The sequence below is a fragment of the Roseovarius nubinhibens ISM genome, from assembly GCF_000152625.1.
GTDB classification, from domain to species: Bacteria; Pseudomonadota; Alphaproteobacteria; order Rhodobacterales; family Rhodobacteraceae; genus Roseovarius; species Roseovarius nubinhibens.
Genome location: NZ_CH724156.1, coordinates 71589 through 94422 on the forward strand (window position 1 = coordinate 71589; position 22834 = coordinate 94422).

The window sequence follows — 22834 nt, forward strand, 5'->3', positions numbered from 1 at the left end:
GCAGGGCTGAGACGACGGCACGACTTCGGGGGAAATTGACGAGATGAAAAAACCGAACGACAACCCCGCCGATCCCTTTAAAAAGGCGCTGGCCGAGGCGACCAAGGTCATGGCCGATGACAGCGACCTGACGGTGACCTATTCGGTCGATCCGGCGGGCGTCTCGGGCGATGCCATGCGCCTGCCCCAGGTCAGCCGCCGGATGACCCGCGACGAGGTGCTGATGGCGCGCGGCACCGCCGATGCGCTGGCCCTGCGGCACAAGTATCACGACGCCAAGACCCACGCCAAATACGCCCCTCCGGGCCAGATGGCGCGCGAGCTCTATGAGGCGATGGAAACCGCCCGCTGCGAGGCCGTCGGCGCCCGCGCCATGCCCGGCACCGCCTCCAATATCGACGTCAAGATCGAGGCCGAGGCCCGCCGTCAGGGCTTTGACCAGATCACCGAGGCCTCCGAGGCGCCGCTGCCCACCGCTGCGGGCTATCTCATCCGCCATCTGGCCACCGGGCGCGATCTGCCCCCCGGCGCCCAGAACGTGATGGAGCTGTGGCGCGGTTTCATCGAGGCCGAAGCCGGTGGCACGCTCGAAAACCTGCAAGACATGCTCGCCGATCAATCCGCCTTTGCCCGGTTTGCCCGCCAGATCATCGACGATCTCGGCTATGGCGATCAGCTCGGCGACGATCCCGACAGCGAGGATGAGGATCAGCAGGACGAGGCCGAGGAAAGCGCCGACGAAGAGCAAGATCCCGAGAGCCAGGGCGACGACGACAGCAGCCCCGAGGATGCCGACGCCGATCCCGAACAGCAGCAGGACGACACCCAGGACCAGTCGCAGGCGCAGGTCTCGATGGATGAAATGGCCGAGGACGAGGCCGGCGAAGAGACCGAGATGCCCGAGGGCGAAGCCCCGCTCGACCCGCCGCCGCCCCCCGCCAGCGAGGCCGACCCCGACTATACCGTCTACACCACCCGCTTTGACGAAGAGGTCCATGCCGAGGATCTCGCCGAACCGGCAGAACTCGAACGGCTGCGCGCCTATCTCGATCAACAGCTCGAACCGCTCAAAGGCGCGGTGAGCCGGCTCGCCAACAAGCTGCAACGCCGCCTGCAGGCGCAGCAGAGCCGCTCGTGGGAGTTCGACCGCGAAGAGGGTATTCTCGACGCGGGCCGCCTCGCCCGCGTGGTGGCGAACCCGACGACGCCGCTGAGCTTCAAGGTCGAGAAAGACACCGAATTCCGCGACACGGTGGTGACGCTGCTTCTTGATAACTCCGGCTCGATGCGTGGCCGGCCGATCTCTATCGCGGCGATCTGCGCCGATGTTCTGGCCCGCACCCTCGAACGTTGCGCGGTCAAGGTCGAGATCCTCGGCTTTACCACCCGCGCCTGGAAAGGCGGCCAGAACCGCGAGGCATGGCTCAACGAGGGCCGCCCGCAGCTGCCCGGCCGTCTCAACGACCTGCGCCACATCGTCTACAAATCCGCCGACGCGCCGATGCGGCGCACCCGGCAGAACCTTGGCCTGATGATGAAAGAGGGCCTGCTCAAGGAAAACATCGACGGCGAGGCGCTCGAATGGGCGCACAAGCGCATGGTCAACCGCCGCGAGGCCCGCAAGATCCTCATGGTGATCTCTGACGGCGCCCCGGTCGATGACAGCACCCTGTCGGTCAACCCCGCGAACTATCTGGAAAAACACCTGCGCGACGTGATCGAGATGGTCGAGAAACGCAAACAGGTGGAACTTCTGGCGATCGGCATCGGCCATGACGTGACGCGCTACTATGACCGCGCCGTGACCATCACCGATGTGGATCAGCTCGCCGGCGCAATGACCGAACAGCTCGCCGCGCTCTTCGACAGCGACCCGCGCGCCCGCGCCCGGGTGATGGGCATGCGGCGGGTGAGCTGAGCCACCCCCGCCACGCCGCCCGCGCTACTGCACCGCCTCCGGCATCTCCAGCACGCCGATCTCGCTCACCCCTTCGCCATCGGGGTGCAGAACATCCGCATCCGGGTGCAGCGCGTGCTCAAAGGTGAATTTGCCCTCGCCATAGCTGTAGATCGGAAAGAGCTGCAGGCGCTGCCCCTCGGGACATTCGGTGAGCTCGGATTGCGACGCGATCCGGTAGAAGGGCTCGGTGAGGCTGGTGCAAAAGGCAAATTGCGAGACGTGGAACTGTTTCATCAGCCCGCCAACCCCGTTGAACCGCCCCGGCCCCCAGCGCCCCTCCTCATCCTTGTAAAGATAGGCAAAATAGAACTCGGTCGACCAATCCTCGCCACGGGTGACACATTCGCCCACCCCACGCGGCAACCAGCCTTCGGCCTGCCACAGCCCCTCTTGGGTCTTGGCCACCACCGCCACCGCCATTTCGGTATCTCCGGCATTGCAAATTCTGGCGACAAAGGCCTGTGCGGGCATCGGGGCGAGCAGACCCGACAAGAGCAAAAGTCGCTCGGACAATCGTAAGAACATCTCTATGACCCTCCTTGGGGAGGCTTTACGACCTAGCGCAATTCATCTCCCCGACACGTGCCCCAGCCGCAATTGACGTAACGTAACATAGCTGCGCGTCCCCGCCAATTAGACAAATTACGGCCTCGAAATCCCCCCATCTCCCGCCACGCCTCTGGACATTCGGGGCGGCGCTGGGCCAATTTCCCGCAAGCCCCCCGGCACGCCCACCAAGAGGAACGCCCGATGTATCAATCCTTCACCGAGACCGCCCGCCCCGAGCAAGGCCCGCCGCGTCTGGCCGCCCTGCGCCACGCGCTGCAAGAGGCGCGGCTCTCGGGCTTTCTCGTGCCCCGCGCCGACGCGCATCAGGGCGAATACGTGGCCCCCGGCGATGAACGTCTCGCCTGGCTCACCGGCTTTACCGGCTCGGCCGGGTTCTGCATCGCGCTGCGCGATCGCGCCGGGGTCTTCATCGATGGCCGCTACCGGGTGCAGGTCAAGGCGCAGGTGGCGCTCGACCATTTCACCCCGGTGCACTGGCCCGAGACCAAGCCCGCCACATGGCTCCGCGAGGCGCTGCCCGAAGGCGGCCGCATAGGCTTTGATCCCTGGCTCTACACCCCCGACCAGATCGACGAGATCACCAAGGGCCTCACCGGCAGCGGGATCGACCTTGTCCCCCATGACAATCTCATCGACCAGATCTGGGAGGACCGCCCGGCGCCGCCGCTGGGTGCGATCCGCGCCTACCCGGACGCGCTCGCCGGTCTCACCCATGGCCAGAAACGCGCCACCCTCGGCGCCGAACTCAGCTCAGCCGGCCAAGAGGCCGCCGTCATCACCCTGCCCGATTCCATCGCCTGGCTGTTGAACATCCGCGGCAGCGACATCCCCCGCAACCCGATCCCCCACGGCTTTGCCATCCTCCACGCCACCGGCCATGTGACCTTTTTCGTCGAGGCGGCCAAGCTCGACGATACGCTGCGCGCCCATCTCGGCGACGAGGTGGTGATCCGCCCGCCGAGCGCCTTCGGCCCGGCGCTGCGCTCGCTCACCGGCACGGTGCGGGTCGATGCGAAATCCGCGCCCCTGCAGGTGCTGCGCGAATTGGAACAGGCGGGCGTGCCGGTGCAGATGGGCGACGATCCCTGCATCCTGCCCAAGGCCTGCAAGACCCCGGCGGAAATCGACGCAACCCGCGAGGCGCATCTGCGCGACGGCGCGGCGCTTTGCGAGTTCCTGACCTGGTTCGAGGCCCAGGCCCCCGGCACCATCACCGAAATCGACGTGGTGCGCGAATTGGAAAACCGCCGCCGCGCCACCGGCGCGCTGCTCGACATCAGCTTTGAGACCATCGCAGGTTCCGGCCCGCATGGCGCACTCGCCCATTACCGGGTGAGCGAGAGCAGCAACCGCACCCTTGTGGCGGGCGATCTGCTGGTGCTCGACGGCGGCGGGCAATATCTCGACGGCACCACCGACATCACCCGCACCCTGCCGGTGGGCGAGGTGGGCGAGGACGAACGCGCCGCCTTCACCCGCGTGCTGCAAGGCATGATCGCCATGAGCCGGGTGCGCTGGCCCGCCGGTCTCGCCGGGCGCGATCTCGATGTGCTGGCGCGCTATCCGCTGTGGCTCGCCGATCAGGACTATGCCCATGGCACCGGCCATGGCGTCGGCGTGCATCTGTGCGTCCATGAAGGGCCGCAACGGCTCTCGCGGGTCTCCGAGGTGCCGCTGCGCCCCGGCATGATCCTGTCGAACGAGCCGGGCTATTACCGCGAGGGCGCCTTTGGCATCCGCATCGAGAACCTGCTGGTGGTCCATGAGGCGACGCCGCTGCCCGGTGGCGACCAGACCGGCAAACTGGCCTTCGAGACGCTGAATTTCGTGCCGATCGACACGAGGCTCATCGAGACCGGAATGCTGAGCGAGCCCGAGCGCGACTGGCTCAATGACTACCACGCCGCCTGCCGCGACAAAATTAGCCCTCGGCTTGGCGAAGCCGCCCGGCTATGGTTGGCGCAACGCACGCAACCGGTCTGACACAAAGACCGGCTAGACGGAATTGACGCGGGCCCTCGTGGCCCGCTCTGCTATGAAAGGGACGGGATGATATGACCAAGATCACGATACGCAATGCCGCAGGCACATGGACGGTGCGCGCCGGGGGTGCGGTGCTCGCCGAGAGCACCAATGCGCTGGAACTGACCGAGGGCGAATACCCGCCGGTGATCTATTTCCCGCGCGGCGACATCGCCATGGCCTTTCTCGACGCCACCGATCACAAGACCACCTGCCCGCACAAGGGCGAGGCGAGCTATTTCTCCATCGTGACCAAGAGCCAGACGCTCGACAACGCGGCCTGGAGCTATGAGGCACCGACAGAGGCCGCCGCCCGGATCAAGGATCATCTGGCCTTTGCCCCCGGCGATTACCTGACGGTGGAAGAAATCTAAGCCCCCGCCTTTGGCCTGCCTCTTGCAGGGGTATTTACCACCAGAAAGAGCCATAGGCGCGCCCCTGTCCGAGGGGCGCGTTTTTTGTCAGCTGTGCTCTTCTTCCGAGATCGCCGCCAGCGCCCGGTTATAGGCCTTGAGCGCATCCACCTGGAACAGCGCGCCGCGCAGCTCGACCGCCGCGCCCTCGCCGCCCAGCGACACCACCGGGATGAAATAGACCCCGGCCCTCTCGTAGATCGGCATCGCCGTCTCGAGCGTTGAGGCCGCGTCGATATAGACCCCGTCTTCGATCAGCTTCCAGCATTCGTCCTCTGGGGCACTGCGCGGGTGATCGGGGGCGCGCATCAGGCTCTCGACACTCTGGATGCTGAGCAGATAGGCATGTGGGCCGGCCGCCAGATGCACGCCGCGCCGTTCGAGCTGGGTCAGGAAGAAGGAGCGTTTGACCATGCGCGAGGCCAGCGCCGTCGAGGTTGAGACCGCCACCATCACCGCCAGACCCGTCTGCCAGTCGCCGGTGAGCTCAAAGACGATGAGCGTGGTCGAGATCGGCGCGCCGAGCACCGCCGCCGCCACCGCGCCCATCCCCGCCAGCGCATAGAGCGTATGGGCGCCCGAGACCTCGGGAAAGACCGCCGTGGCGATGAGCCCAAAGGCCAGCCCGGTCAGCGCCCCGAGCATGAGCGACGGCGAGAACACCCCGCCGCCCATCCGCCCGCCCAGCGTGATCGCCACAGCCGCCACCTTGAGGATGGCAAAGACCACCGCCTCATGCAGCAAGAGCTTGCCGGTGAGCGCCGCCGAGGTCGTCTCATAGCCCACGCCGATGATATGCGGAAAGGCAATGGCGATGACGCCAAGGATCGCCCCCGCCGCCGTCGGTCGCAGCCAGCGCGGCAGCCCGCTCCGCGTCTGGGCGTATTCCGCCAAAGTGTCGGTGAAGAAGATCGCCTTCATCATCACCGTCGCCACCAGCCCGCAGACCAGCCCGAGCAGCAGGAAGGCCGGCAGCTCGACATAGAATTCGAGCGCCGTCGCGGTGGGCAGGACAAATTCCGTCACATCGCCAAACTCGAGCCGGTTGATCACCGTCCCCGCCACCGAGGCGATGACGATGGGCGCGAAAGCATGCAGCGCGAAATGGCGCAAGATCACTTCGAGCGCGAAAAGCGCCCCGGCAATCGGCGCGTTGAACGAGGCCGAGACCGCCGCCGCCACCGCACAGCCCAAGAGATCGCGCCCGGTGATCCCATCGGCATTGATCCGGTGGCTGACCCAGCTCGCGATGAGCCCCGCCAGATGCACCACCGGCCCCTCGCGCCCGGACGAGCCGCCCGTGCCCAGCGTGATCATCGACGAGATCGCCGAGGCCAGCCCGGCCCGCCGTTCGACCCGTCCATTGCGCAGCGCCGCGCCTTCGATCACATCGGCCACCGACCGCGCCCGCGCGTCCGGCGTGAACCGGTGCAGGATCAGCCCGACCACCAGCCCGCCCAGCGTCGGCACCGCGATCACCCAATACCAATCGAGGCTCGAGACAAAGGAATGCAGCCGCGCCGTGTCCTCGGTGCCATAGGCAAGGCGTTCAAGCGCCTCGATCCCCTTGCGAAAGAGCAGCGCCGCAAACCCCGCCGCGATCCCGATCAACAGCGCGATGAACCAGAATTGCAGCTTGCTCGGCCCCCTGGTGCGCAGCACCAGCCAGCCCCGCCGGATTTCCCCCATAAGGGTGCGCAGCGCGGTGACAACCGGATGATCTTGCGGCATTTCACTCATCTCGGGGCCCCTTCCTGCACTTTCCCACCGCCACGGTTTGGCCTAACGTGGAACGAAACGGCTGTGAAGGGTCCAGTATGCACAATCAAGCGGCTATCGATGAGTTGATCACAACTCTAGGCCAACGTGTCTCGCAGTCCAAGTCCGATCTGGAATTGCATGGGCGCAGCGAGACCCATTTCCCCGACGCCCCGCCCGAGGCGGTGATCTACCCCGAAAGCACCGAAGAGGTGGCGCAGATCCTGCGGACCTGTCACGCCCATCGCTGCCCGGTGGTGGGCTGGGGCACCGGCACCTCGCTCGAAGGTCACGCGCTGGCGCTCAAGGGTGGCGTCACCGTCGATTTCAGCCGCATGAACAAGGTGCTCGACATCCGCGCCGACGATATGGATGTGCGGGTCCAGCCCGGCGTCACCCGCGAGGCGCTCAATCACGAGCTACGCGCCACGGGGCTCTTCTTTCCGGTCGACCCCGGTGCCAATGCCTCGCTCGGCGGCATGGCCTCGACCCGCGCCAGCGGCACCACCTCGGTGCGCTACGGCACGATGCGCGACCATGTGCTGGCGCTGGAAGTGGTCACCGCCTCTGGCCAGATCATGCGCACCGGCAGCCGCGCCCGGAAAACGAGCGCCGGCTATGATCTCACCGGGCTTTTCGTGGGTTCCGAGGGCACGCTCGGCCTGATCACCGAACTCACCCTCCGCCTGCATGGCCAGCCCGAGGCGATCTCGGCGGCGATCTGCGGCTTCGACACGGTCGAGGCGGCGGTCGGCACCACCATGGATGCGATCCAGATGGGGCTTGCCATGGCCCGGATCGAGCTTCTGGACGAGGCCTCGGTGCGCGCCGTCAACGCCTATGCCGGCAGCAATATCCCCGTCAAACCGCATCTGCTGCTCGAATTTCACGGCTCTGACACGATGGTGCGCGAAACCTCGGAACTCTTTGGCGAACTGGCCGAGGCGCGCGGCGGCTCGGGCTTTGACTGGGCCTCGAAACCCGAAGACCGAAGCGCCCTCTGGGCCATGCGCCACAACGCCTTCTATGCCATCCTGGGCCTCATGCCCGGCGCCACCTCCATGGTGACGGATGTTTGCGTGCCGATCTCGCGGCTTGCCGAAACCATCGAGGAAACCCAGCGCGACTTTGCCGCCCATGATGTCACCGGCCCGATCCTCGGCCATGTCGGCGACGGCAATTTCCACGCCATCCTGCTCATGCATCCCGACGACAGCGCCGCCCGCGCCCGCGCCCATGACGCGGCGCATCGGCTGGTGGAACGGGCGCTCGACAAGGGCGGCACCGCCACCGGCGAACATGGCATCGGCATGGGCAAGCTGCGCTATATGGAGCGCGAGCACGGCCATGGCTGGGCCGTGATGGGCCAGATCAAACAGGCGCTCGACCCGCTGGGAATCATGAACCCCGGCAAGATGGTCCCGCCCAGCAATCTTTGACGCTGTAGCTGTTCAGCCGCGCCCGCCGCGGATCTTCTGACGCAACCCGTGGATCTTGCAGGCCAGCGGATGCAGCACCCGCGCCACCCCCGCCAGCACAGCCCCCAACCGCGCCGCCTTTGCCCCCGTGACGTCCCCCGTGGCGTCCTTTGTGACGTGCTCTGTGACCGGCGCGCCCTGCGCCGCCGCATGCGGCACCGCACATCGCGCTGGCGGCAGCAGCTCTGGCAGACGTGCCTGCCCCCGTGTGGCAGGCCGCGCCCGATCCCGGCGCGCAGACTGTTGTGCGGATTGCTGTGCAGAGGATGGCGCGACCACCGCCCGCGGCGTCAAGGGCCGCCGCCCGAGCGGCACCGCCGCCTCCGGATCGAGAACCGCCGCCATCATCGCCTCATCCAGCACCCAGCGCCCGAGACTGCCCTCGCGGCGATCCTCGCGCTGCGCCTTGAGCCAATTGCGCAACCGCGCGGCCAGCATATCGTCGAGCCGCGTCACCTCTGCCGCGGGTTCGGCCTCGCCCATCAGGTAGAACCCGCTGTTGATCCGCAGACAGATATTGTCGAGCACCCGGCAGGCGCCGCGAAATTTCTCGGGCACATCGCGCTTGTGGAGATAGTTGAACCGCTCGGGCGCGCCGTTGAAAAACGTCGCCAGCGCCGATTGCATGTCCACCGATTGCTGCGCCATGACCCAGCCGAGCACCGGCTCGGGATATTGGTCCCAATCATATGCGCGCGCCATCGCGCCCAACGCCGGGCGCTCGGATTGGCGCACCAGTTGCAGATGTCGGTCAACATCCCCGTCGGACCAAGTCGTGGCAGCCATGCGAATCCCTTCCAGCAGCAGTATTTTGTTGCGCCGAAACTGACCTTGGAAATGGCGATTTCTTTGGTGCAAATGTGACGCTCTCGCGGCGGTTGCCCCTTTCGCGTCAAACACCCCGAGAACCGCCCGTGGCGCGGCCGCCTCACACCCCGCAAAACCCGCTGCAAATCGGCCTCTTTAAGGCGAATTCACAGGCGCGGCTCTTGTGTGAATCAGGCCACAGGCATAGACTTAGCCCATGTTGTCAAAACTCTTTTCCTTCCACGCGCCCAGCGCCAAGGAACCCGCCCCCAAGCCGGATGAACGCACCGCTTTGGGCGCTTTGATGGTGCGCGTCGCGAAATCCGACCGCAACTATAAATTCGAGGAAATCAGCGCCATCGACCGCCTCTTGGGCCGGTTCTTCGGGCTCAAGCCGATCGAGGCGGCCAAGCTCCGGGCGCTGTGCGAAAAGATCGAGGCCAACGCCCCCGCCACCGAGGAATTCGCCCAGATCATCCGCGATCACGTCGATTTCCAGCACCGGATCGAGGCCCATGAGGCGCTCTGCGAAGTGATGCTCGCCGATGGCTCGGCCACGGTGGAAGAGCTCGAAATCATCGACCGCTCGCGCGTGGCCCTCGGGCTGAGCGAGGCCGATTGCGCCGCCGCCCGCGACCGGGTCTCGGCCTGACCGATGTTTGCTGAGTTTCTCAACCGCCTGACCGCGCCCGCCCCCGCGCCCCTCGGGGCCGAAGACGCCCGGCTGGCGCTCGCCGCCCTGCTGGTCCGCGTCGCCCGCACCGATGGGCAATATGATCCCGAGGAGCGCCGTCGCATCGACCGCATTCTCGTCACCCGCTACGGGCTCACCGCCCCCGCCGCCGAGGATCTGCGCGCCCGCGCCGAAACGCTCGAGGCCGAGGCCCCCGACACCGTTCGCTTCACCCGCGCCATCAAGGACAGCGTCGCCTATGAGGACCGCGCCGCGGTGATCGAGGCGCTGTGGTCCGTGGTGCTCGCAGATGGGGTGCGCGACGACGAGGAAAACGCGCTCCTGCGCCTTGTGGCGAGCCTTCTGGGCATCAGCGACATGGACAGCAATCTCGCCCGGCAACGCGCCGAAGCGGCGCGATGATCGCCAGCCTGCCGATGTATGACCGTCCCGAGCTGCGGGACGCCCATGACGCCTATTGGCAGCTGATCTCGCAAAATCTCGGCGCGGGTGCCCCCGCCACGCTCACCCGCGACGGCGATCTCTGGGAGATCTGGCAATCCCCCGATCTGGTGCTGGCCCAGACCTGCGGCTTTCCCTATCGCGCCAGGCTCCATGACAAGGTGACGCTGGTCGGCACGCCGGATTATGGCCTGCCCGGCTGTCCCCCGGGCCATTACAACAGCGTGCTCATCGCCCGCGCCGAGGATCGCCGCGATCTGGCGGCGCTGGGCGAGGCGCGGTTCGCCTATAACGAAGCCATGTCGCAAAGCGGCTGGGCCGCCGCCGCGAGCCATTTTGCCGAGGCGGGCCTGCCCCTCAACCCGGTGCTGCAAACCGGCGGTCACGCCCTCTCGGCCCATGCCGTGGCCTCTGGCGAGGCCGATCTCGCCGCCATCGACGCGCTGAGCTGGGCGCTCTTTCTGCGCCATGAACCCGAGGTCGCCTCTGGCTTGCGCGAAGTGACCCGCACCGCGCCCACCCCCGCCCTGCCCTATATCGCCCGCGCCGGTGCCGACGGCCCCGCCATATTCGACGCGATCCGCCGCGCCATCGACGCGCTCAGCCCCGATCACCGCGCAGCGCTGCACCTGCGCGGCATCTGCGTCATCTCGCCCGCCGCCTATCGCGCGGTGCCGACACCGCCGCCGCCGGGGCTCGCTGCCGTTTCGGGGTGACCCGGCGTCACTTTGGCCGCCAACGCCCCAAATCGCCCCTTTTGCAAGTTGCATTGCGCCAAATTTTCATTCCTATTGTCTGTCACACTCACGCCACAAGGAAATGGAACGGTTTTGACAGAAACGCCTCCGGTCATCGAAATCCGCAACCTGCACAAGGCCTATGGCACGCTCGAAGTGATCAAGGGCGTGGACATCATGGCCCGCAAGGGCGACGTCATTTCCCTGATCGGCTCGTCCGGGTCCGGCAAATCCACCATCCTGCGCTGCGCCAACCTGCTCGAAGAGAGCCAGCAAGGCGAGATCCTGTTCAAGGGCGAACCCGTCCGCTGGAAAGGCACCGGTCTCAACCGCCACCCCGCCGATCCGAAACAGGTGCTGCGCATCCGCACCAATTTCTCCATGGTGTTCCAGCAGTTCAACCTCTGGGCCCATATGACCATCCTGCAAAACGTGATGGAGGCCCCGGTGACCGTGCTCGGCCGCGACCGCGCCGAGGTCGAGAAAAGCGCCCGCGCCTATCTCGACAAGGTGGGCATCGGCGACAAATGCGACGTCTACCCGGCCCAGCTCTCGGGCGGCCAGCAACAGCGCGCCGCCATCGCCCGCGCCCTCGCCATGGAACCCGAAGCGCTGCTCTTTGACGAACCCACCTCGGCCCTCGACCCCGAGCTCGAACAAGAGGTGGTCAAGGTGATCCGCGACCTCGCCGCCGAGGGCCGCACCATGATGATCGTGACCCATGACATGAAGATGGCCGCCGATGTGAGCAGCCATGTCGTCTTCCTTCATGAAGGTCTGATCGAAGAACAAGGGCCGCCCGAAACCCTTTTCGGCGCGCCCACTTCCGAACGGCTCCGGCAGTTCCTCAGCTCGACGATGGCTGCCTGACCCGCCCACCCCAAGTAAAAAAGTAATCTAGGGAGACTACCACATGAAAACCATCCTGCTTTCCACCGCCGCTCTGGCGCTGACCGCGGGCTTTGCGCTGGCGGACACCGTGCGCATGGGCACCGAAGGTGCCTACCCTCCGTATAACTTCATCAACGACGCCGGCGAAGTCGACGGGTTCGAGCGCGAGCTGGGCGACGAGCTGTGCAAACGCGCCGAGCTGACCTGCGAATGGGTCACCAACGAATGGGACAGCATCATCCCCAACCTGGTGTCCGGCAACTACGACACGATCATCGCGGGCATGTCGATCACCGACGAACGTGACGAAGTCATCGACTTCACCCAGAACTACATCCCGCCAGAGGAATCGCTCTATGTCGCCCTCACCGATGATGTCGACATCATGGGCGTGATCGCCTCGCAAACGAGCACGATCCAATCCTCCTACGTCGCCGAAAGCGGTGCCACCCTGCTCGAATTTGCCACCCCCGACGAAATGGTCGCGGCCGTGCGCAATGGTGAAGCAGACGCCGCCTTCTTCCAGGGCGCCTATCTCAAGCCGATCGTCGAAGAGAGCAGCGACCTGACCTTCGTCGGCGATCCGATCGCGCTCGGCGGCGGTGTCGGCATGGGCCTGCGCGAAAGCGATGGCGAGCTGCGCGAGAAATTCGATGCGGCCATCACCTCGATGAAAGAAGACGGCACGCTGAACACGCTGCTGACCAAATGGTTCGGCGAAAAGCAGAAAACCTTCTGATCTAACCTTCGGGCGCGGCGGATCCCTGCCGCGCCCCTCTCCTGCGTGGTCCCATGTTTTCCTATTGCACCGATCCCGAGACCCTCTCCGGCCTGAGCTGGCTGTCGTGCTACCTGACCACGGGCAAGCATATGTCGCTCTATTATGCCGTGCCGACGGTGCTGCTGCTTTTGGCCCTCACCGCGCCGCTGGCGCTGGGCGTGGGCTTTCTCGGGGCGATGGCGGCCCGCGCCCGCTTTGCGCCGCTCTCCTGGGTCGGTAAATCCTATATCGCCATCGTGCGCGGCGTGCCCGATGTGGCCTTTTTCCTCTTCTTCGTCATCGCGCTGGATCAGGCGCTGGAATGGCTCCTGCACAAGGCGCGCTGCCCCGACTGGCCCGAACCGGTCCGACAGGGCAATGATTTCGTCGTCTGTTCCGCGGCCAAGATCCCGCCCGGCACCGCGCCGCAATGGATCCACGAATCCTACGGGTTCATGCTCGCCGTGGTCACTTTTGCCATCGTCTTTGGCGCTTTCGTGGCCAATGTGCTCTTTGGCGCGATGCGCGCCGTGCCCCGGGCCCAGCTCGAAACCGCCGCCGCCTATGGCATGAACACCCGCCAGACCTTCTGGCGCATCCTCGTGCCCCAGATGTGGGTCTATGCCCTGCCCGGGCTCGGCAACCTCTGGATGGTGCTGATCAAGGCAACACCGCTGCTCTTCCTGCTCGGGGTCGAGGACATCGTCTATTGGGCCCGCGAACTGGGCGGCGCGAAAACCGCGCGCTTCTCCGACTATCCGCACCCCGACTGGCGCATGTGGTATTTCCTCGGGCTGCTGGTCTTCTACCTGATCTTCACCCGGATCTCGGAAATCTTCCTGGAACGGCTGATGCAACGGCTGAGCCATGGTCAGGCCACGACCGGGGGCGAAGCTCTCAGAAAGGCCGACGCATGAGCTGCTGGCAAACCATCCAGGATTACGGCCTGCGCTCCATCGGCATCGGCGAACGGCTCTTGCCGCGCGACGGGTTTACCCTGTGCGAACAGATCACCCTGATCGGGTCGGGCATGCTGTGGAACATCTATTTCGGCACGCTGGCGCTGGTCGCGGGGTTCTTCCTCGCCAACCTGCTCGCCGTGGCCAAGGCGGCACCCAGCCGCTGGGCCCGCAAACCGGCGGAATGGTTCATCTTCGTCTTCCGGGGCTCGCCGCTCTTCGTGCAGTTCTTCTTCGCCTATTTCCTCTTCCTCTCGCTGAAGCAGAGCTTTCCGATCTTCACCCCCTTCGCCTCGGCCTGGCTCGGGGCGCTGGTGGTGCTCTTCTTCAACACCGCCGCCTATTCCGCCGAGATTTTCTATGGCGCGCTGCGCTCGATCCCCAAGGGCGATGTCGAGGCGGCCGACGCCTATGGCTTTTCCGGCTGGCCGCGTTTTCGCCGCATCATCTGGCCGACCATGCTGCGGCTGGGCTGGCCCGCCTATACCAATGAGGCGATCTTTCTCTTTCACGCCACGGTGCTGGTCTTCTTCTCGGGCTTCCCAAGCCGCCAGCAACGCGGCGATGCGCTCTATTACGCGAATTACTTCGCCGACAAGACCTTCAACCCCTTCGTGGCCTACCCGATCCTCGCCGGCTATTTCATCCTGCTGACGCTGGTGGTGATCGCGATCTTTGGCCTGATCAACCGCCGCCTCAACCGGCACCTGCCGCAAGAGGCCCGGCGCAAGCTGCGGATCAGACCCAACCTCATCCGCTAAACGCCCCCGGAACCCGATGTTCATCGCCCCGACCACCGCGCGTGATCGGGGCTTTCGGGCGTCTCCCCAGAGCTGCCATTCACGCAAAATCCAGACTGTCGCGATACCGTCGTAATACCGACGTGTTACCGCAACCGAAATAATTTGATCAAATTCTGTTGCCTTGCGTCAAATCCCCGCTTAGGGTCGCGCCAAGACCAACAGGAAAATTTCAGATGTCCCAAGATCCGCATACGATCCGCGTCGCATTTTGCGACCTTAACGGGGTGATGCGTGGCAAACGCCTCCCCGGCGAATATGAGAGCAAGCTTGCAAAGGGCGCGGTCAAACTGCCCCTCTCGGCGGTCAATGTCGACGTCACCGGCGCCGATATCGAAGACAGCCCTCTCGTGTTCGAAACAGGCGATGCCGATGGCGTGCTGCTGCCCACCGGGCGCGGCCCGATGCCCCTGCCCTGGCTGGGCAGCGATCAACCGCTCTACCCGATGGAGCTGCGCCGCTCGCGCGAGGACGCCTTCGGCGCCGACCCCCGCGCCGCGCTGCGCCGGGTGCTGACCCGCTATGAGGCGCGCGGCTGGTCCGTGCAGGCTGCGACCGAGCTCGAGTTTACCCTCGTGGACGACACCGGGGACGAGCTCGCCTGCGTCCGCAACCCGCAAAACGGCCAGCCCATCGAGATGCCCGAAGTCCTCGCGCTGAGCCATATGGACGCCTTTGATGCCTTCCTCACCGACCTCTATGAAGGGGCCGAGGAAATGGGCATCCCGGCCCAGACCGTGACCTCCGAGGCGGGCGTCGGCCAGTTCGAAATCACCCTCGATCATCAGGACGCTTTGCGCGCCGCCGATGACGCTTGGCTCTTCAAGGCGCTGATCCGTGGTTTGGCCCGAAAACATGGGCTTGCAGCCACGTTCATGGCGAAACCCTTTGGCGATGACGCGGGCAATGGCATGCATGTGCATTTCTCGATCTGGGGCGCCGGCGGTCAGAACATGATGGATGAAACCCATCCCGGCGGCGAAGAACGGCTCCATGCCGCGCTGGCCGGCTGCCTCGCCGCGATGGCGGGCTCGACGCTGATCTTCGCGCCGCACGCCAATTCCTACGCAAGGCTGGTGCCCGGCGCCCATGCCCCCACCGCGATCTGCTGGGGTCAGGACAACCGCACCGCGGCGCTGCGCATCCCGATGGGCGGCCCCGGCAGCCGCCGCATCGAGAACCGCGTCGCGGGCGGCGACACCAACCCCTATCTGGTGCTCGCCGCCATCCTTGGCGCGGCGATCCACGGCATCGAAAACGGGCTGACCCCGCCGCCGCCCATCGAGGGCAACGCCTATGAGCAGGACCTGCCGCAGCTCGCCGCGAGCTGGACCGAGGCCATCGACCGCTTCGAGGCCGATCCGATCATGGCCGAGATCTTCGGCCCGCTCCTGCGCGACTGCCTCGTGCGCTGCAAACGCCAGGAGGTCGACATTCTCGCCGACGTGCCGCTCGAAGATCATTGGAAGACCTATCTCGACACGGCCTGACGAAGAGCGCTACGATGCGCGGCACGGGCCCTCCCGGCCCGCCGCCAGATGGAATTTGATCAAATTAAGGTGACCCAGTGAAAATCGGCATCCTCCAAACCGGCCACGGCACCCCCGAAATGATTTCGGCGCAGGGTGATATCGACCGGATGTTCATGAAACTGCTCGGCGCGCGGGGCTTTGACTTTGAAACCTTCGCCGTGGTCGACGGGATCTTTCCCGACACGGTCGAGGACGCCGATGGCTGGCTGATCACCGGCTCCAAACATGGCGCCTATGAGGATCACGACTGGATCCCGCCGCTCGAAGAGTTCATCCGCGCCGTCCATGCCGATGGCCGCCCGATGATCGGCGTTTGCTTTGGTCACCAGATCATCGCGCAGGCCATGGGCGGCAAGGTCGAGAAATTCTCCGGCGGCTGGTCCGTCGGCCACAAGAGCTATGAGATCGAGGGCGAAACCCACCATCTCAACGCCTGGCATCAGGATCAGGTGACCGAAGTGCCCGAAGGGGCCCGCGTCATCGGCCATAATGATTTCTGCGCCAATGCAGCGCTGATCTACGATGACCGTATCCTGACGATCCAGCCCCACCCCGAGTTCAACGCCGAGGTGATCGACCTGCTGATCCGCACCCGCGGTCCCGGCGTCGTCCCCGAAGAGCTGCTGCAATCCGCCACCGCACAGCTCGACAAAAAGACCGACAGCGACCGCTTCGCTGATCGGATGGAACAGTTTTTCAAACGAGGTGCCTGATGGCCCAATGGACCGACTCCCTGCCCGAAGCCGCGAATGCCTATCTCGAAGGCCGCCGGCTTGACGAAGTCGAATGTATCGTCTCCGACCTGCCCGGCATTGCCCGCGGCAAGGCGGTGCCCGCATCGAAATTCGCCCGTCAGGATTACTTTCACCTGCCGGATTCGATCTTTTACCAAACCATCACCGGGGGCTGGGCCGAGGCCGCCGGCGACGAAGGCTTTATCGAGCGCGACATGCTCTTGCGCCCGGATATGAGCACCGCCACCGCCGCGCCCTGGACGGCGGACTGGACGCTGCAAGTGATCCATGACGCCTTTGACAAGACCGGCGCACCGATCCCCTATTCGCCGCGCAACGTGCTCAAACGGGTGGTGCAGCTCTATCGCGATCAGGGTCTCGAACCCGTTGTCGCCCCGGAGATGGAATTTTTCATCGTCGCGCGCAACATCGACCCGGCACAGGAAATTCAGCCGATGATGGGCCGCTCCGGCCGTCCCGCCGCCGCGCGCCAATCCTATTCGATGACCGCCGTCGACGAATTCGGCCCCGTCATCGACGACATCTATGATTTCGCCGAGGCGCAAGGCTTTGAAATCGACGGCATCACCCAAGAGGGCGGCGCAGGCCAGCTCGAGATCAATCTCAACCACGGCGATCCCGTGGCGCTGGCCGATGAGGTCTTTTACTTCAAGCGGCTGATCCGCGAGGCGGCGCTGCGCCACGGCAGTTTCGCGACCTTCATGGCCAAACCCATCGCCGACGAGCCGGGCAGCGCCATGCATATCCACCAATCCGTCCTCGATCTGAAAACCGGCGAGAACATCTTTTCCACCCCCGAGGGCGAAGAAACCGATGCCTTCCGCCATTTCCTCGGCGGCATGCAGAAACACCTGCCCGCGGCCATCGCGGTGCTCGCCCCTTACGTCAATTCCTACCGCCGCTACGTCAAGGATCACGCCGCCCCGATCAACCTCGCCTGGGCGCGCGACAACCGCACCACGGGGCTGCGCATCCCGATCTCGGGCCCCAAGGCACGGCGCATCGAAAACCGCCTCGCCGGGATGGATTGCAACCCCTATCTCGGCATCGCGGCCAGCCTCGCCTGCGGCCTTCTCGGCATGATGAACAAGGTCGAGCCCGCCGCCGAATTCCATGGCGACGCCTATGAGGGCGACGAGGACATCCCGCGCGTGCAAGGCGAGGCGCTCGATCTCTTCGAGGAGGCCACCGATCTGCACGAGGTGCTGGGCCGCGAGTTTGCCCGCGTCTATGCCATCGTGAAACGCGCCGAATATGACGAGTTCCTGCAGGTCATCTCGCCTTGGGAACGGGAACATCTGCTGCTCAACGTCTAGGTGCTGTGATGAACCTGCTGCACGCCAATGACCGGCCGGGCGAATACCCGCAGAGCTGGTACGCCGCCACCGCCGAGACCCTGCCGCCCTTCGCGCCTCTCAAGGGCGAACAGCGCGCCGATGTCTGTGTCGTGGGCGGCGGCTTTACCGGCCTGTCGGCGGCGCTGCATCTGGCCGAGGCCGGGCTCGACGTGGTGCTGCTCGAGGCCCAGCGTCTGGGCTTTGGCGCCTCGGGCCGCAACGGCGGTCAGCTCGGCTCGGGCCAGCGGCAGGATCAGCACACGCTCGAAAAGATGCTGGGCGACGCCGATGCCGCCCGCTGCTGGGAGCTGGCCGAAGACGCCAAGGACCTCGTCAAATCGCTGATTTCAAGGCACAATATCGACTGCTACCTGAAACCGGGCGTGGCACATGCCTGTTTCACCCGGGCCGAGATGGCTGACGAGCATGATTATGCCAGCCATCTGCGCGACCGCTACGGCTATGACCAGATCGAGACGCTCGACCGCGAGGCCTTTCACGCGCTCTGCCCCTCGCCCGCCTATCACGGCGGCATTCTCGACATGGGCGCGGCGCATCTGCACCCGCTGCGCTATGCGCTGGGCCTTGCCCGCGCGGCCCGTGACGCGGGCGTGCGCATCCATGAACGCGCCGAGGTGCATCACATCGCCGAAGGCCAGCCCGCCACCGTGCAGACCGCCCAGGGCCGGGTCACCGCCGATCATGTGATCCTCGCTTGCAACGGCTATCTCGGCGGGCTCAACCGGCAGGTGGCGGCCCGCGTCATGCCGATCAACAATTTCATCCTCGCCACCGAGCCGCTCGGCGACGAGGCCGCCCGCGTGCTCACCCGCGACGTGGCGGTGGCCGATACGAAATTCGTGGTGAATTACTTCCGGCTCAGCCATGACAAACGGCTCTTGTTCGGCGGCGGCGAAAGCTATGGCTACCGCTTTCCGCGCGACATCCGCGCCACGGTGATGAAGCCGATGCTGGAAATCTATCCCCATCTGCGCGATGTGCGCGTCGATTACACCTGGGGCGGCACGCTGGCGATCACTATGAAACGCCTGCCCTATCTGGCGCGGATCGGGCCCAATATGCTCACCGCCTCGGGCTATTCCGGCCATGGCGTCGGCAGCGCCACCCATTGCGGGCGGCTCATGGCCGAGGCGGTGCGCGGCGAGGCTTCGGGCTTTGACACGATGGCGCGCCTGCCCACCCCGCGCTTTCCGGGCGGCGGTGCGCTACGCTCGCCGCTGCTCGTCCTCGCGATGAGCTGGTACGCGATGCGCGACCGTCTCGGGCTCTAATCCGCGCCGAAGGTCGCCGAGACCTCGTACATCACCGGCTCGAACCCTTTGCACAGGGTGTTGAACCCGCGATTGCGCCGCCGCATCTCGTCGCTGCGCAGCATCGCCTGGAAATCCTCCCGCGTGCTCCATTGCGAGTAATTGGCGATCCGGGTCTGGGCGTCATTGACATGCAGCCCCGCCGCGATGAACCCCGGCTGTTTCGAGATAAAGGCGTCATAGGCCTCGGTCAGCGCCTCCAGCAAATCCTGGCAGGACCCCGGCGAGGTCTCGAATGTGGTGATGACGGTCTGGTGGCCACCACCTTGGCTAATCCTGGGCATGGCATCCTCCTTTTTGAGATTAGCCTAACACCCTCTCGTCATTTGACAAAGACAGACAATTTAACCTGCCGTTTACCATTCTAGGCAAGGCTGGGCCGACGCGGAGGAACCCGATGGCCCGCCTGATCCTCATTCTGATCTGCCTGAGCGGCATGGCCCATGCCGGGCCGTGGCCACGCCCGCCGGGCACCGGGCATCTCTCCTTTTCCACCACCTATTTCGACGCCAAGACCTATGCCGACCCGCTGAGCTTCAACACGCTCTATCTCGACTATGGGCTGACCGAACGGATCACCCTCGGGCTCGATCTGGGGCAAAATGATCTCGGCGAATACAAGGCCATCGCCTTTGCCAAAACCCCGCTCATGGCGGGGCTTCTGGGCGATCGGCTGCGGATCTCGGCCGAGCTGGGCGCGGGCATGGTGATCAACCGCGAGGCCCTGCGCGCCGGGCTTCATCTGGGCCGGGGCGGCCGGGTCTGGCGCGAGAAAACCGGCTGGATCGCCTGGGAGAACCGCGCCATCTTCACCACCGGCCACCGCCCCCGCATCACCAGCGATCTCACCTTGGGCCTCACCGCCAGCCCCCGCACCAAGCTCATCGTGCAATTGCAAAGCGGCGTCACCCCGGGCGAGCCCGCCTATGCCCGCCTCGCCCCGAGCCTCATCTGGCAGCGCAAGCCCGGCCACCATCTCGAATTCGGAGTGGGTGCCGGGCTGCATGATGCGGAACGCTACAATATCAAACTGGGCATCTGGCGCGACTTCTGAGCCGCGCCAGACACTTACCTAATGCACGTCATCCATCCGCGCCCGCAAGATCACCGTGCCCTGCACCGGCTCGGGCCAGCGCAGCCGGATCTCGTTTTGCGCCGCGCCTTGCTTGGCATGGACATAAGGCGCGGCAAACACCTCCTGCCCGGCGCCATTGGTCAAGGGCCCCATCGCCACCACCGATTCCACCGCCTGCGCCCAGCCCTCGAAGGGCAGATGATCCGCCAGACTGATCGACCAGTCATTTGACACCCCCGCCCGGCTGAACTCATAGCTGAACGGGCTCTCGCTGCGCTTTTCGATGTTGTTGTAGGTGTTGGAGGTGAAATTCACCCCCTTCATCCGGTTATAGTCGAAATCGGCAAAGCTGGTGTCGACATGTTCGACCTGTGCGATGCTGCCGCCAATGATGCGGAAGGAATTGTTGTTGATGTTCAACCCGTTGAGGTAATGCCCCGCGCCATGCGGCTTGATCACCAAAAAGGTGAACCAGGGCGCCACATTGCCCGCCAGAAACACATTGTCCGACAGGTTGAGCGCGCTGAAGGAAAACTCGCTGTCATAATCCGGCGCGCTGTCATGCTCGTTCACCCATTCGACAAAACAATTGTCGATATAGTTCGAGGTCACCGTCGACCGCGAATTGGTCCGGGTGAGGATAAGCCCCGCCGTCCGCCCGCCGTCATTCGACGTATCGCCCTGAAACCAATGGTTGCTGGTGACGATATTGCTCGACCCGGCCAAGAGCGCGAAATGCCGGAAATAGGACGCCCGATTGTCGCGCAGCTTGACGTCATTGGCATTGGCATTGAGCCCGATCGACACCCGGTTGAGCGCCGGAATATCGCTCTCATCCGACAGGAACTGACAGCGGTCGATGATCATCCCCTGATCGCCCTTGGAATAGCTGGTGATGCCGCGATCCTTGGGCCGCGTGATGAAACAATCGCGGAAATGAAACCCGGTCCCCGATCCGGGCAGCATCACGCCGCTGCACACGCCGGAACATTGGAACTCGATATTCGACAGGGAAAACTTGCTGAGCTTCACAAAGCCCGAGAAATCGAGCAGGTATTTGAACCGCCGAAAGGTAAAGACCTGCGTGCCCTCCGCATCATAGAGCTGCTGGCTGAGCGTGACCTCCTGCTGCGCCACATCGACCTCGGCGACATAGACCTCGCGCCCGACGCCAGTGCCCTCGATCACCGCGCCCAGCGGGATATTGGCCACATTCGTCACATTGGTGAGCTTGAGCGAGTCGCTGAGACTATAGCTCGCCTGCGAGGTCACCACCTCGGTCGCCCAGCTGCCATTGCCATGGGCCGAAAACTGGCCGTTCTTGATATAGCGGCGCTGCGAATAATTGTCCTTGTCGACCACCGCCGCCTGCATATCCACCGGCTCGGTGAGCGTGATCAACCGCCCGCACAGATCGAGCGATTCATGCCCCGAATTGTTCAAAAGCGCCTGAAACGCCTTGCGAAAACCCAGCTCCTCATCGCCGAACGCATCAATATAGCTCGGCAGATCGTAACTCCCGTTGAGCGACAGGATCTTGTCGGCGGCCATGGTCACAATGCCTTGAAACCGCACCCGCGATTGCAGCGTCACACTATCGCCGAGCCGATACACCCCGTCCGGCACCAGCACATCGCGCCCCTGCGCCGCCGCATCCGCCGCCTCAAAGGCCGCGTGATTGTCCGTGGTCCCATCGCCCACCGCGCCATAATCGCGCACATCCACCCAATCGGTGGACTGGCCGCGAAACGCCGCCGTGATGTCCTCGATCTCGATATCGTCGATCCGCACCACACCGCCATTCGGCCCGGTCATATCCAGCCCGAAATGCCCGTAGATTGCCCCCGGCCCCCAGGCCATATCGACGCCGCTGCGCTGGCCGACACCGACGATGGCGCTGATCTCCACCACCTCGCCATAGGAACTTAGGGTCACTTCCGGCCCGGTCTCGGTCACGCCGGTCACATGCTGATTGCCCGCACCCCCGGCCCAGGCCGCAATCCGCAGCGTCGGGAAATTGCCCGACACGGCTTTGACCCGCGCCCGCACCTGCAGATAACAGCCCGGAAGGATCGGCGTTTCGCCAAAATGGCGCAGCTTCTGCGTGGTCTGGCTCTTCGTGAGCTCGAGCGCCCCGCCGAAATCCTGATCCGCCGCCACCAGCGCGGCATTGCCCGCCCCCTGATAGCTGTCCGACCCCGGCGTGCCATCGCCGCTCGACCATTGATCCAGACCCATTGCAAAGGCCGGGGGCATAAAGACCACGCCGTCGGTGATTGCCTTGTTCATCCGTTTCCCTTTCCGCCTGTCCCGCGCCTCGCGGCTGTGGGACCCGTTGATATCGCCAGCCGGGACTGGCCCGGTCAGGGCAATGGTCTAGGAAAGATTGGTTAACGCCTTGCGGCCCCACCGTGACGGTGCCCCCCTCGGGCCCTCGCGTCGCGAGCGCTACGGGTTTCTACGCTCTGGCGCAGGCCGGACCCCCATGCCACTCTGGCCCGACAGTCGAAAGGA

The 22834-nt window shown here is 65.0% G+C and carries 21 protein-coding genes; 16 read left to right on the plus strand and 5 right to left on the minus strand.

Annotated elements, in window-relative coordinates:
- The first annotated feature begins 43 nt into the window (after positions 1–43).
- Positions 44–1918, plus strand: a complete 1875-nt coding sequence (gene cobT / locus ISM_RS00390; RefSeq protein ID WP_009812106.1) for a cobaltochelatase subunit CobT — start codon at positions 44–46, stop codon at positions 1916–1918.
- A 24-nt stretch (positions 1919–1942) separates the two neighbouring features.
- Here cobT and ISM_RS00395 read toward each other — a convergent pair whose 3' ends face one another.
- A complete protein-coding gene (locus ISM_RS00395) occupies positions 1943–2485 on the minus strand; it encodes a DUF1036 domain-containing protein (protein WP_156783280.1) in 543 nt (180 codons plus the stop codon).
- A gap of 225 nt (positions 2486–2710) precedes the next feature.
- Here ISM_RS00395 and ISM_RS00400 point away from each other — a divergent pair, with 225 nt between their 5' ends.
- Together ISM_RS00400 and ISM_RS00405 are read left to right on the plus strand one after the other, a co-directional pair.
- Entirely contained in the window at positions 2711–4513 is a 1803-nt protein-coding gene (locus tag ISM_RS00400) for an aminopeptidase P family protein (RefSeq protein ID WP_009812108.1), read from the plus strand.
- Between the two features lie 71 nt (positions 4514–4584).
- A complete protein-coding gene (locus tag ISM_RS00405; protein ID WP_009812109.1) occupies positions 4585–4926 on the plus strand; it encodes a DUF427 domain-containing protein in 342 nt (113 codons plus the stop codon).
- A gap of 87 nt (positions 4927–5013) precedes the next feature.
- Here ISM_RS00405 and ISM_RS00410 read toward each other — a convergent pair whose 3' ends face one another.
- Positions 5014–6705 (minus strand): chloride channel protein, encoded by a 1692-nt coding sequence (locus tag ISM_RS00410; RefSeq protein ID WP_009812110.1) that lies wholly within the window; start codon positions 6703–6705, stop codon positions 5014–5016.
- A gap of 77 nt (positions 6706–6782) precedes the next feature.
- Between ISM_RS00410 and ISM_RS00415 the strand changes: the two genes are divergently transcribed.
- Positions 6783–8162 (plus strand): FAD-binding oxidoreductase, encoded by a 1380-nt coding sequence (locus ISM_RS00415; RefSeq protein ID WP_009812111.1) that lies wholly within the window; start codon positions 6783–6785, stop codon positions 8160–8162.
- 12 nt (positions 8163–8174) lie between these two features.
- Here ISM_RS00415 and ISM_RS17615 read toward each other — a convergent pair whose 3' ends face one another.
- Positions 8175–8987, minus strand: coding sequence for a hypothetical protein (locus tag ISM_RS17615; protein WP_009812112.1), 813 nt, complete (start codon positions 8985–8987; stop codon positions 8175–8177).
- A 238-nt stretch (positions 8988–9225) separates the two neighbouring features.
- Between ISM_RS17615 and ISM_RS00425 the strand changes: the two genes are divergently transcribed.
- From ISM_RS00425 to ISM_RS00475, 11 genes are all read left to right on the plus strand, one after another.
- Positions 9226–9660 (plus strand): tellurite resistance TerB family protein, encoded by a 435-nt coding sequence (locus ISM_RS00425; protein ID WP_009812113.1) that lies wholly within the window; start codon positions 9226–9228, stop codon positions 9658–9660.
- A gap of 3 nt (positions 9661–9663) precedes the next feature.
- Complete coding sequence (locus ISM_RS00430) at positions 9664–10104, plus strand: tellurite resistance TerB family protein (protein WP_009812114.1); 441 nt, start codon at positions 9664–9666, stop codon at positions 10102–10104.
- Positions 10101–10859, plus strand: a complete 759-nt coding sequence (locus ISM_RS00435) for a phosphate/phosphite/phosphonate ABC transporter substrate-binding protein (protein WP_009812115.1) — start codon at positions 10101–10103, stop codon at positions 10857–10859. The genes ISM_RS00430 and ISM_RS00435 overlap by 4 nt, the downstream gene beginning before the upstream one ends.
- Before the next feature lie 114 nt (positions 10860–10973).
- A complete protein-coding gene (locus ISM_RS00440) occupies positions 10974–11750 on the plus strand; it encodes an ABC transporter ATP-binding protein (RefSeq protein WP_009812116.1) in 777 nt (258 codons plus the stop codon).
- Between the two features lie 43 nt (positions 11751–11793).
- Positions 11794–12510 (plus strand): transporter substrate-binding domain-containing protein, encoded by a 717-nt coding sequence (locus tag ISM_RS00445; RefSeq protein ID WP_009812117.1) that lies wholly within the window; start codon positions 11794–11796, stop codon positions 12508–12510.
- Between the two features lie 53 nt (positions 12511–12563).
- Entirely contained in the window at positions 12564–13448 is an 885-nt protein-coding gene (locus ISM_RS00450; protein ID WP_009812118.1) for an ABC transporter permease, read from the plus strand.
- Positions 13445–14251 (plus strand): ABC transporter permease, encoded by an 807-nt coding sequence (locus tag ISM_RS00455; protein ID WP_009812119.1) that lies wholly within the window; start codon positions 13445–13447, stop codon positions 14249–14251. Before ISM_RS00450 ends, ISM_RS00455 begins: the two co-directional genes overlap by 4 nt.
- Before the next feature lie 215 nt (positions 14252–14466).
- On the plus strand, positions 14467–15780 hold the full coding sequence (locus ISM_RS00460) for a glutamine synthetase family protein (RefSeq protein WP_040617731.1): 1314 nt from the start codon (positions 14467–14469) through the stop codon (positions 15778–15780).
- A gap of 77 nt (positions 15781–15857) precedes the next feature.
- Positions 15858–16535: a type 1 glutamine amidotransferase gene (locus ISM_RS00465; RefSeq protein ID WP_009812121.1), complete on the plus strand. Its 678-nt coding sequence runs from the start codon at positions 15858–15860 to the stop codon at positions 16533–16535.
- Positions 16535–17893, plus strand: coding sequence for a glutamine synthetase family protein (locus ISM_RS00470; protein ID WP_009812122.1), 1359 nt, complete (start codon positions 16535–16537; stop codon positions 17891–17893). Before ISM_RS00465 ends, ISM_RS00470 begins: the two co-directional genes overlap by 1 nt.
- 8 nt (positions 17894–17901) lie before the next feature.
- Positions 17902–19206 (plus strand): NAD(P)/FAD-dependent oxidoreductase, encoded by a 1305-nt coding sequence (locus tag ISM_RS00475; protein ID WP_009812123.1) that lies wholly within the window; start codon positions 17902–17904, stop codon positions 19204–19206.
- On the opposite strand, the gene ISM_RS00480 is transcribed toward ISM_RS00475, so the two are convergent.
- Positions 19203–19529, minus strand: coding sequence for an antibiotic biosynthesis monooxygenase family protein (locus ISM_RS00480; protein WP_009812124.1), 327 nt, complete (start codon positions 19527–19529; stop codon positions 19203–19205). The genes ISM_RS00475 and ISM_RS00480 overlap by 4 nt on opposite strands.
- A 113-nt stretch (positions 19530–19642) precedes the next feature.
- On the opposite strand from ISM_RS00480, the gene ISM_RS00485 reads away from it, so the two are divergent.
- A complete protein-coding gene (locus tag ISM_RS00485; RefSeq protein ID WP_009812125.1) occupies positions 19643–20299 on the plus strand; it encodes a hypothetical protein in 657 nt (218 codons plus the stop codon).
- An 18-nt stretch (positions 20300–20317) separates the two neighbouring features.
- Here the strand turns inward: ISM_RS00485 and ISM_RS00490 are convergent, their stop codons facing one another.
- Positions 20318–22609 (minus strand): glycosyl hydrolase family 28-related protein, encoded by a 2292-nt coding sequence (locus tag ISM_RS00490; RefSeq protein ID WP_009812126.1) that lies wholly within the window; start codon positions 22607–22609, stop codon positions 20318–20320.
- Between the last annotated feature and the right edge of the window lie 225 nt (positions 22610–22834).

Bases quoted from the DNA above. Each gene is read 5' to 3' on its own strand.
- cobT (WP_009812106.1), top strand. From the start codon at position 44: ATGAAAAAACCGAACGACAACCCCGCCGATCCCTTTAAAAAGGCGCTG.
- ISM_RS00395 (WP_156783280.1), bottom strand. From the start codon at position 2,485: ATGTTCTTACGATTGTCCGAGCGACTTTTGCTCTTGTCGGGTCTGCTC.
- ISM_RS00400 (WP_009812108.1), top strand. From the start codon at position 2,711: ATGTATCAATCCTTCACCGAGACCGCCCGCCCCGAGCAAGGCCCGCCG.
- ISM_RS00405 (WP_009812109.1), top strand. From the start codon at position 4,585: ATGACCAAGATCACGATACGCAATGCCGCAGGCACATGGACGGTGCGC.
- ISM_RS00410 (WP_009812110.1), bottom strand. From the start codon at position 6,705: ATGAGTGAAATGCCGCAAGATCATCCGGTTGTCACCGCGCTGCGCACC.
- ISM_RS00415 (WP_009812111.1), top strand. From the start codon at position 6,783: ATGCACAATCAAGCGGCTATCGATGAGTTGATCACAACTCTAGGCCAA.
- ISM_RS17615 (WP_009812112.1), bottom strand. From the start codon at position 8,987: ATGGCTGCCACGACTTGGTCCGACGGGGATGTTGACCGACATCTGCAA.
- ISM_RS00425 (WP_009812113.1), top strand. From the start codon at position 9,226: ATGTTGTCAAAACTCTTTTCCTTCCACGCGCCCAGCGCCAAGGAACCC.
- ISM_RS00430 (WP_009812114.1), top strand. From the start codon at position 9,664: ATGTTTGCTGAGTTTCTCAACCGCCTGACCGCGCCCGCCCCCGCGCCC.
- ISM_RS00435 (WP_009812115.1), top strand. From the start codon at position 10,101: ATGATCGCCAGCCTGCCGATGTATGACCGTCCCGAGCTGCGGGACGCC.
- ISM_RS00445 (WP_009812117.1), top strand. From the start codon at position 11,794: ATGAAAACCATCCTGCTTTCCACCGCCGCTCTGGCGCTGACCGCGGGC.
- ISM_RS00450 (WP_009812118.1), top strand. From the start codon at position 12,564: ATGTTTTCCTATTGCACCGATCCCGAGACCCTCTCCGGCCTGAGCTGG.
- ISM_RS00455 (WP_009812119.1), top strand. From the start codon at position 13,445: ATGAGCTGCTGGCAAACCATCCAGGATTACGGCCTGCGCTCCATCGGC.
- ISM_RS00460 (WP_040617731.1), top strand. From the start codon at position 14,467: ATGTCCCAAGATCCGCATACGATCCGCGTCGCATTTTGCGACCTTAAC.
- ISM_RS00470 (WP_009812122.1), top strand. From the start codon at position 16,535: ATGGCCCAATGGACCGACTCCCTGCCCGAAGCCGCGAATGCCTATCTC.
- ISM_RS00475 (WP_009812123.1), top strand. From the start codon at position 17,902: ATGAACCTGCTGCACGCCAATGACCGGCCGGGCGAATACCCGCAGAGC.
- ISM_RS00480 (WP_009812124.1), bottom strand. From the start codon at position 19,529: ATGCCCAGGATTAGCCAAGGTGGTGGCCACCAGACCGTCATCACCACA.
- ISM_RS00485 (WP_009812125.1), top strand. From the start codon at position 19,643: ATGGCCCGCCTGATCCTCATTCTGATCTGCCTGAGCGGCATGGCCCAT.
- ISM_RS00490 (WP_009812126.1), bottom strand. From the start codon at position 22,609: ATGAACAAGGCAATCACCGACGGCGTGGTCTTTATGCCCCCGGCCTTT.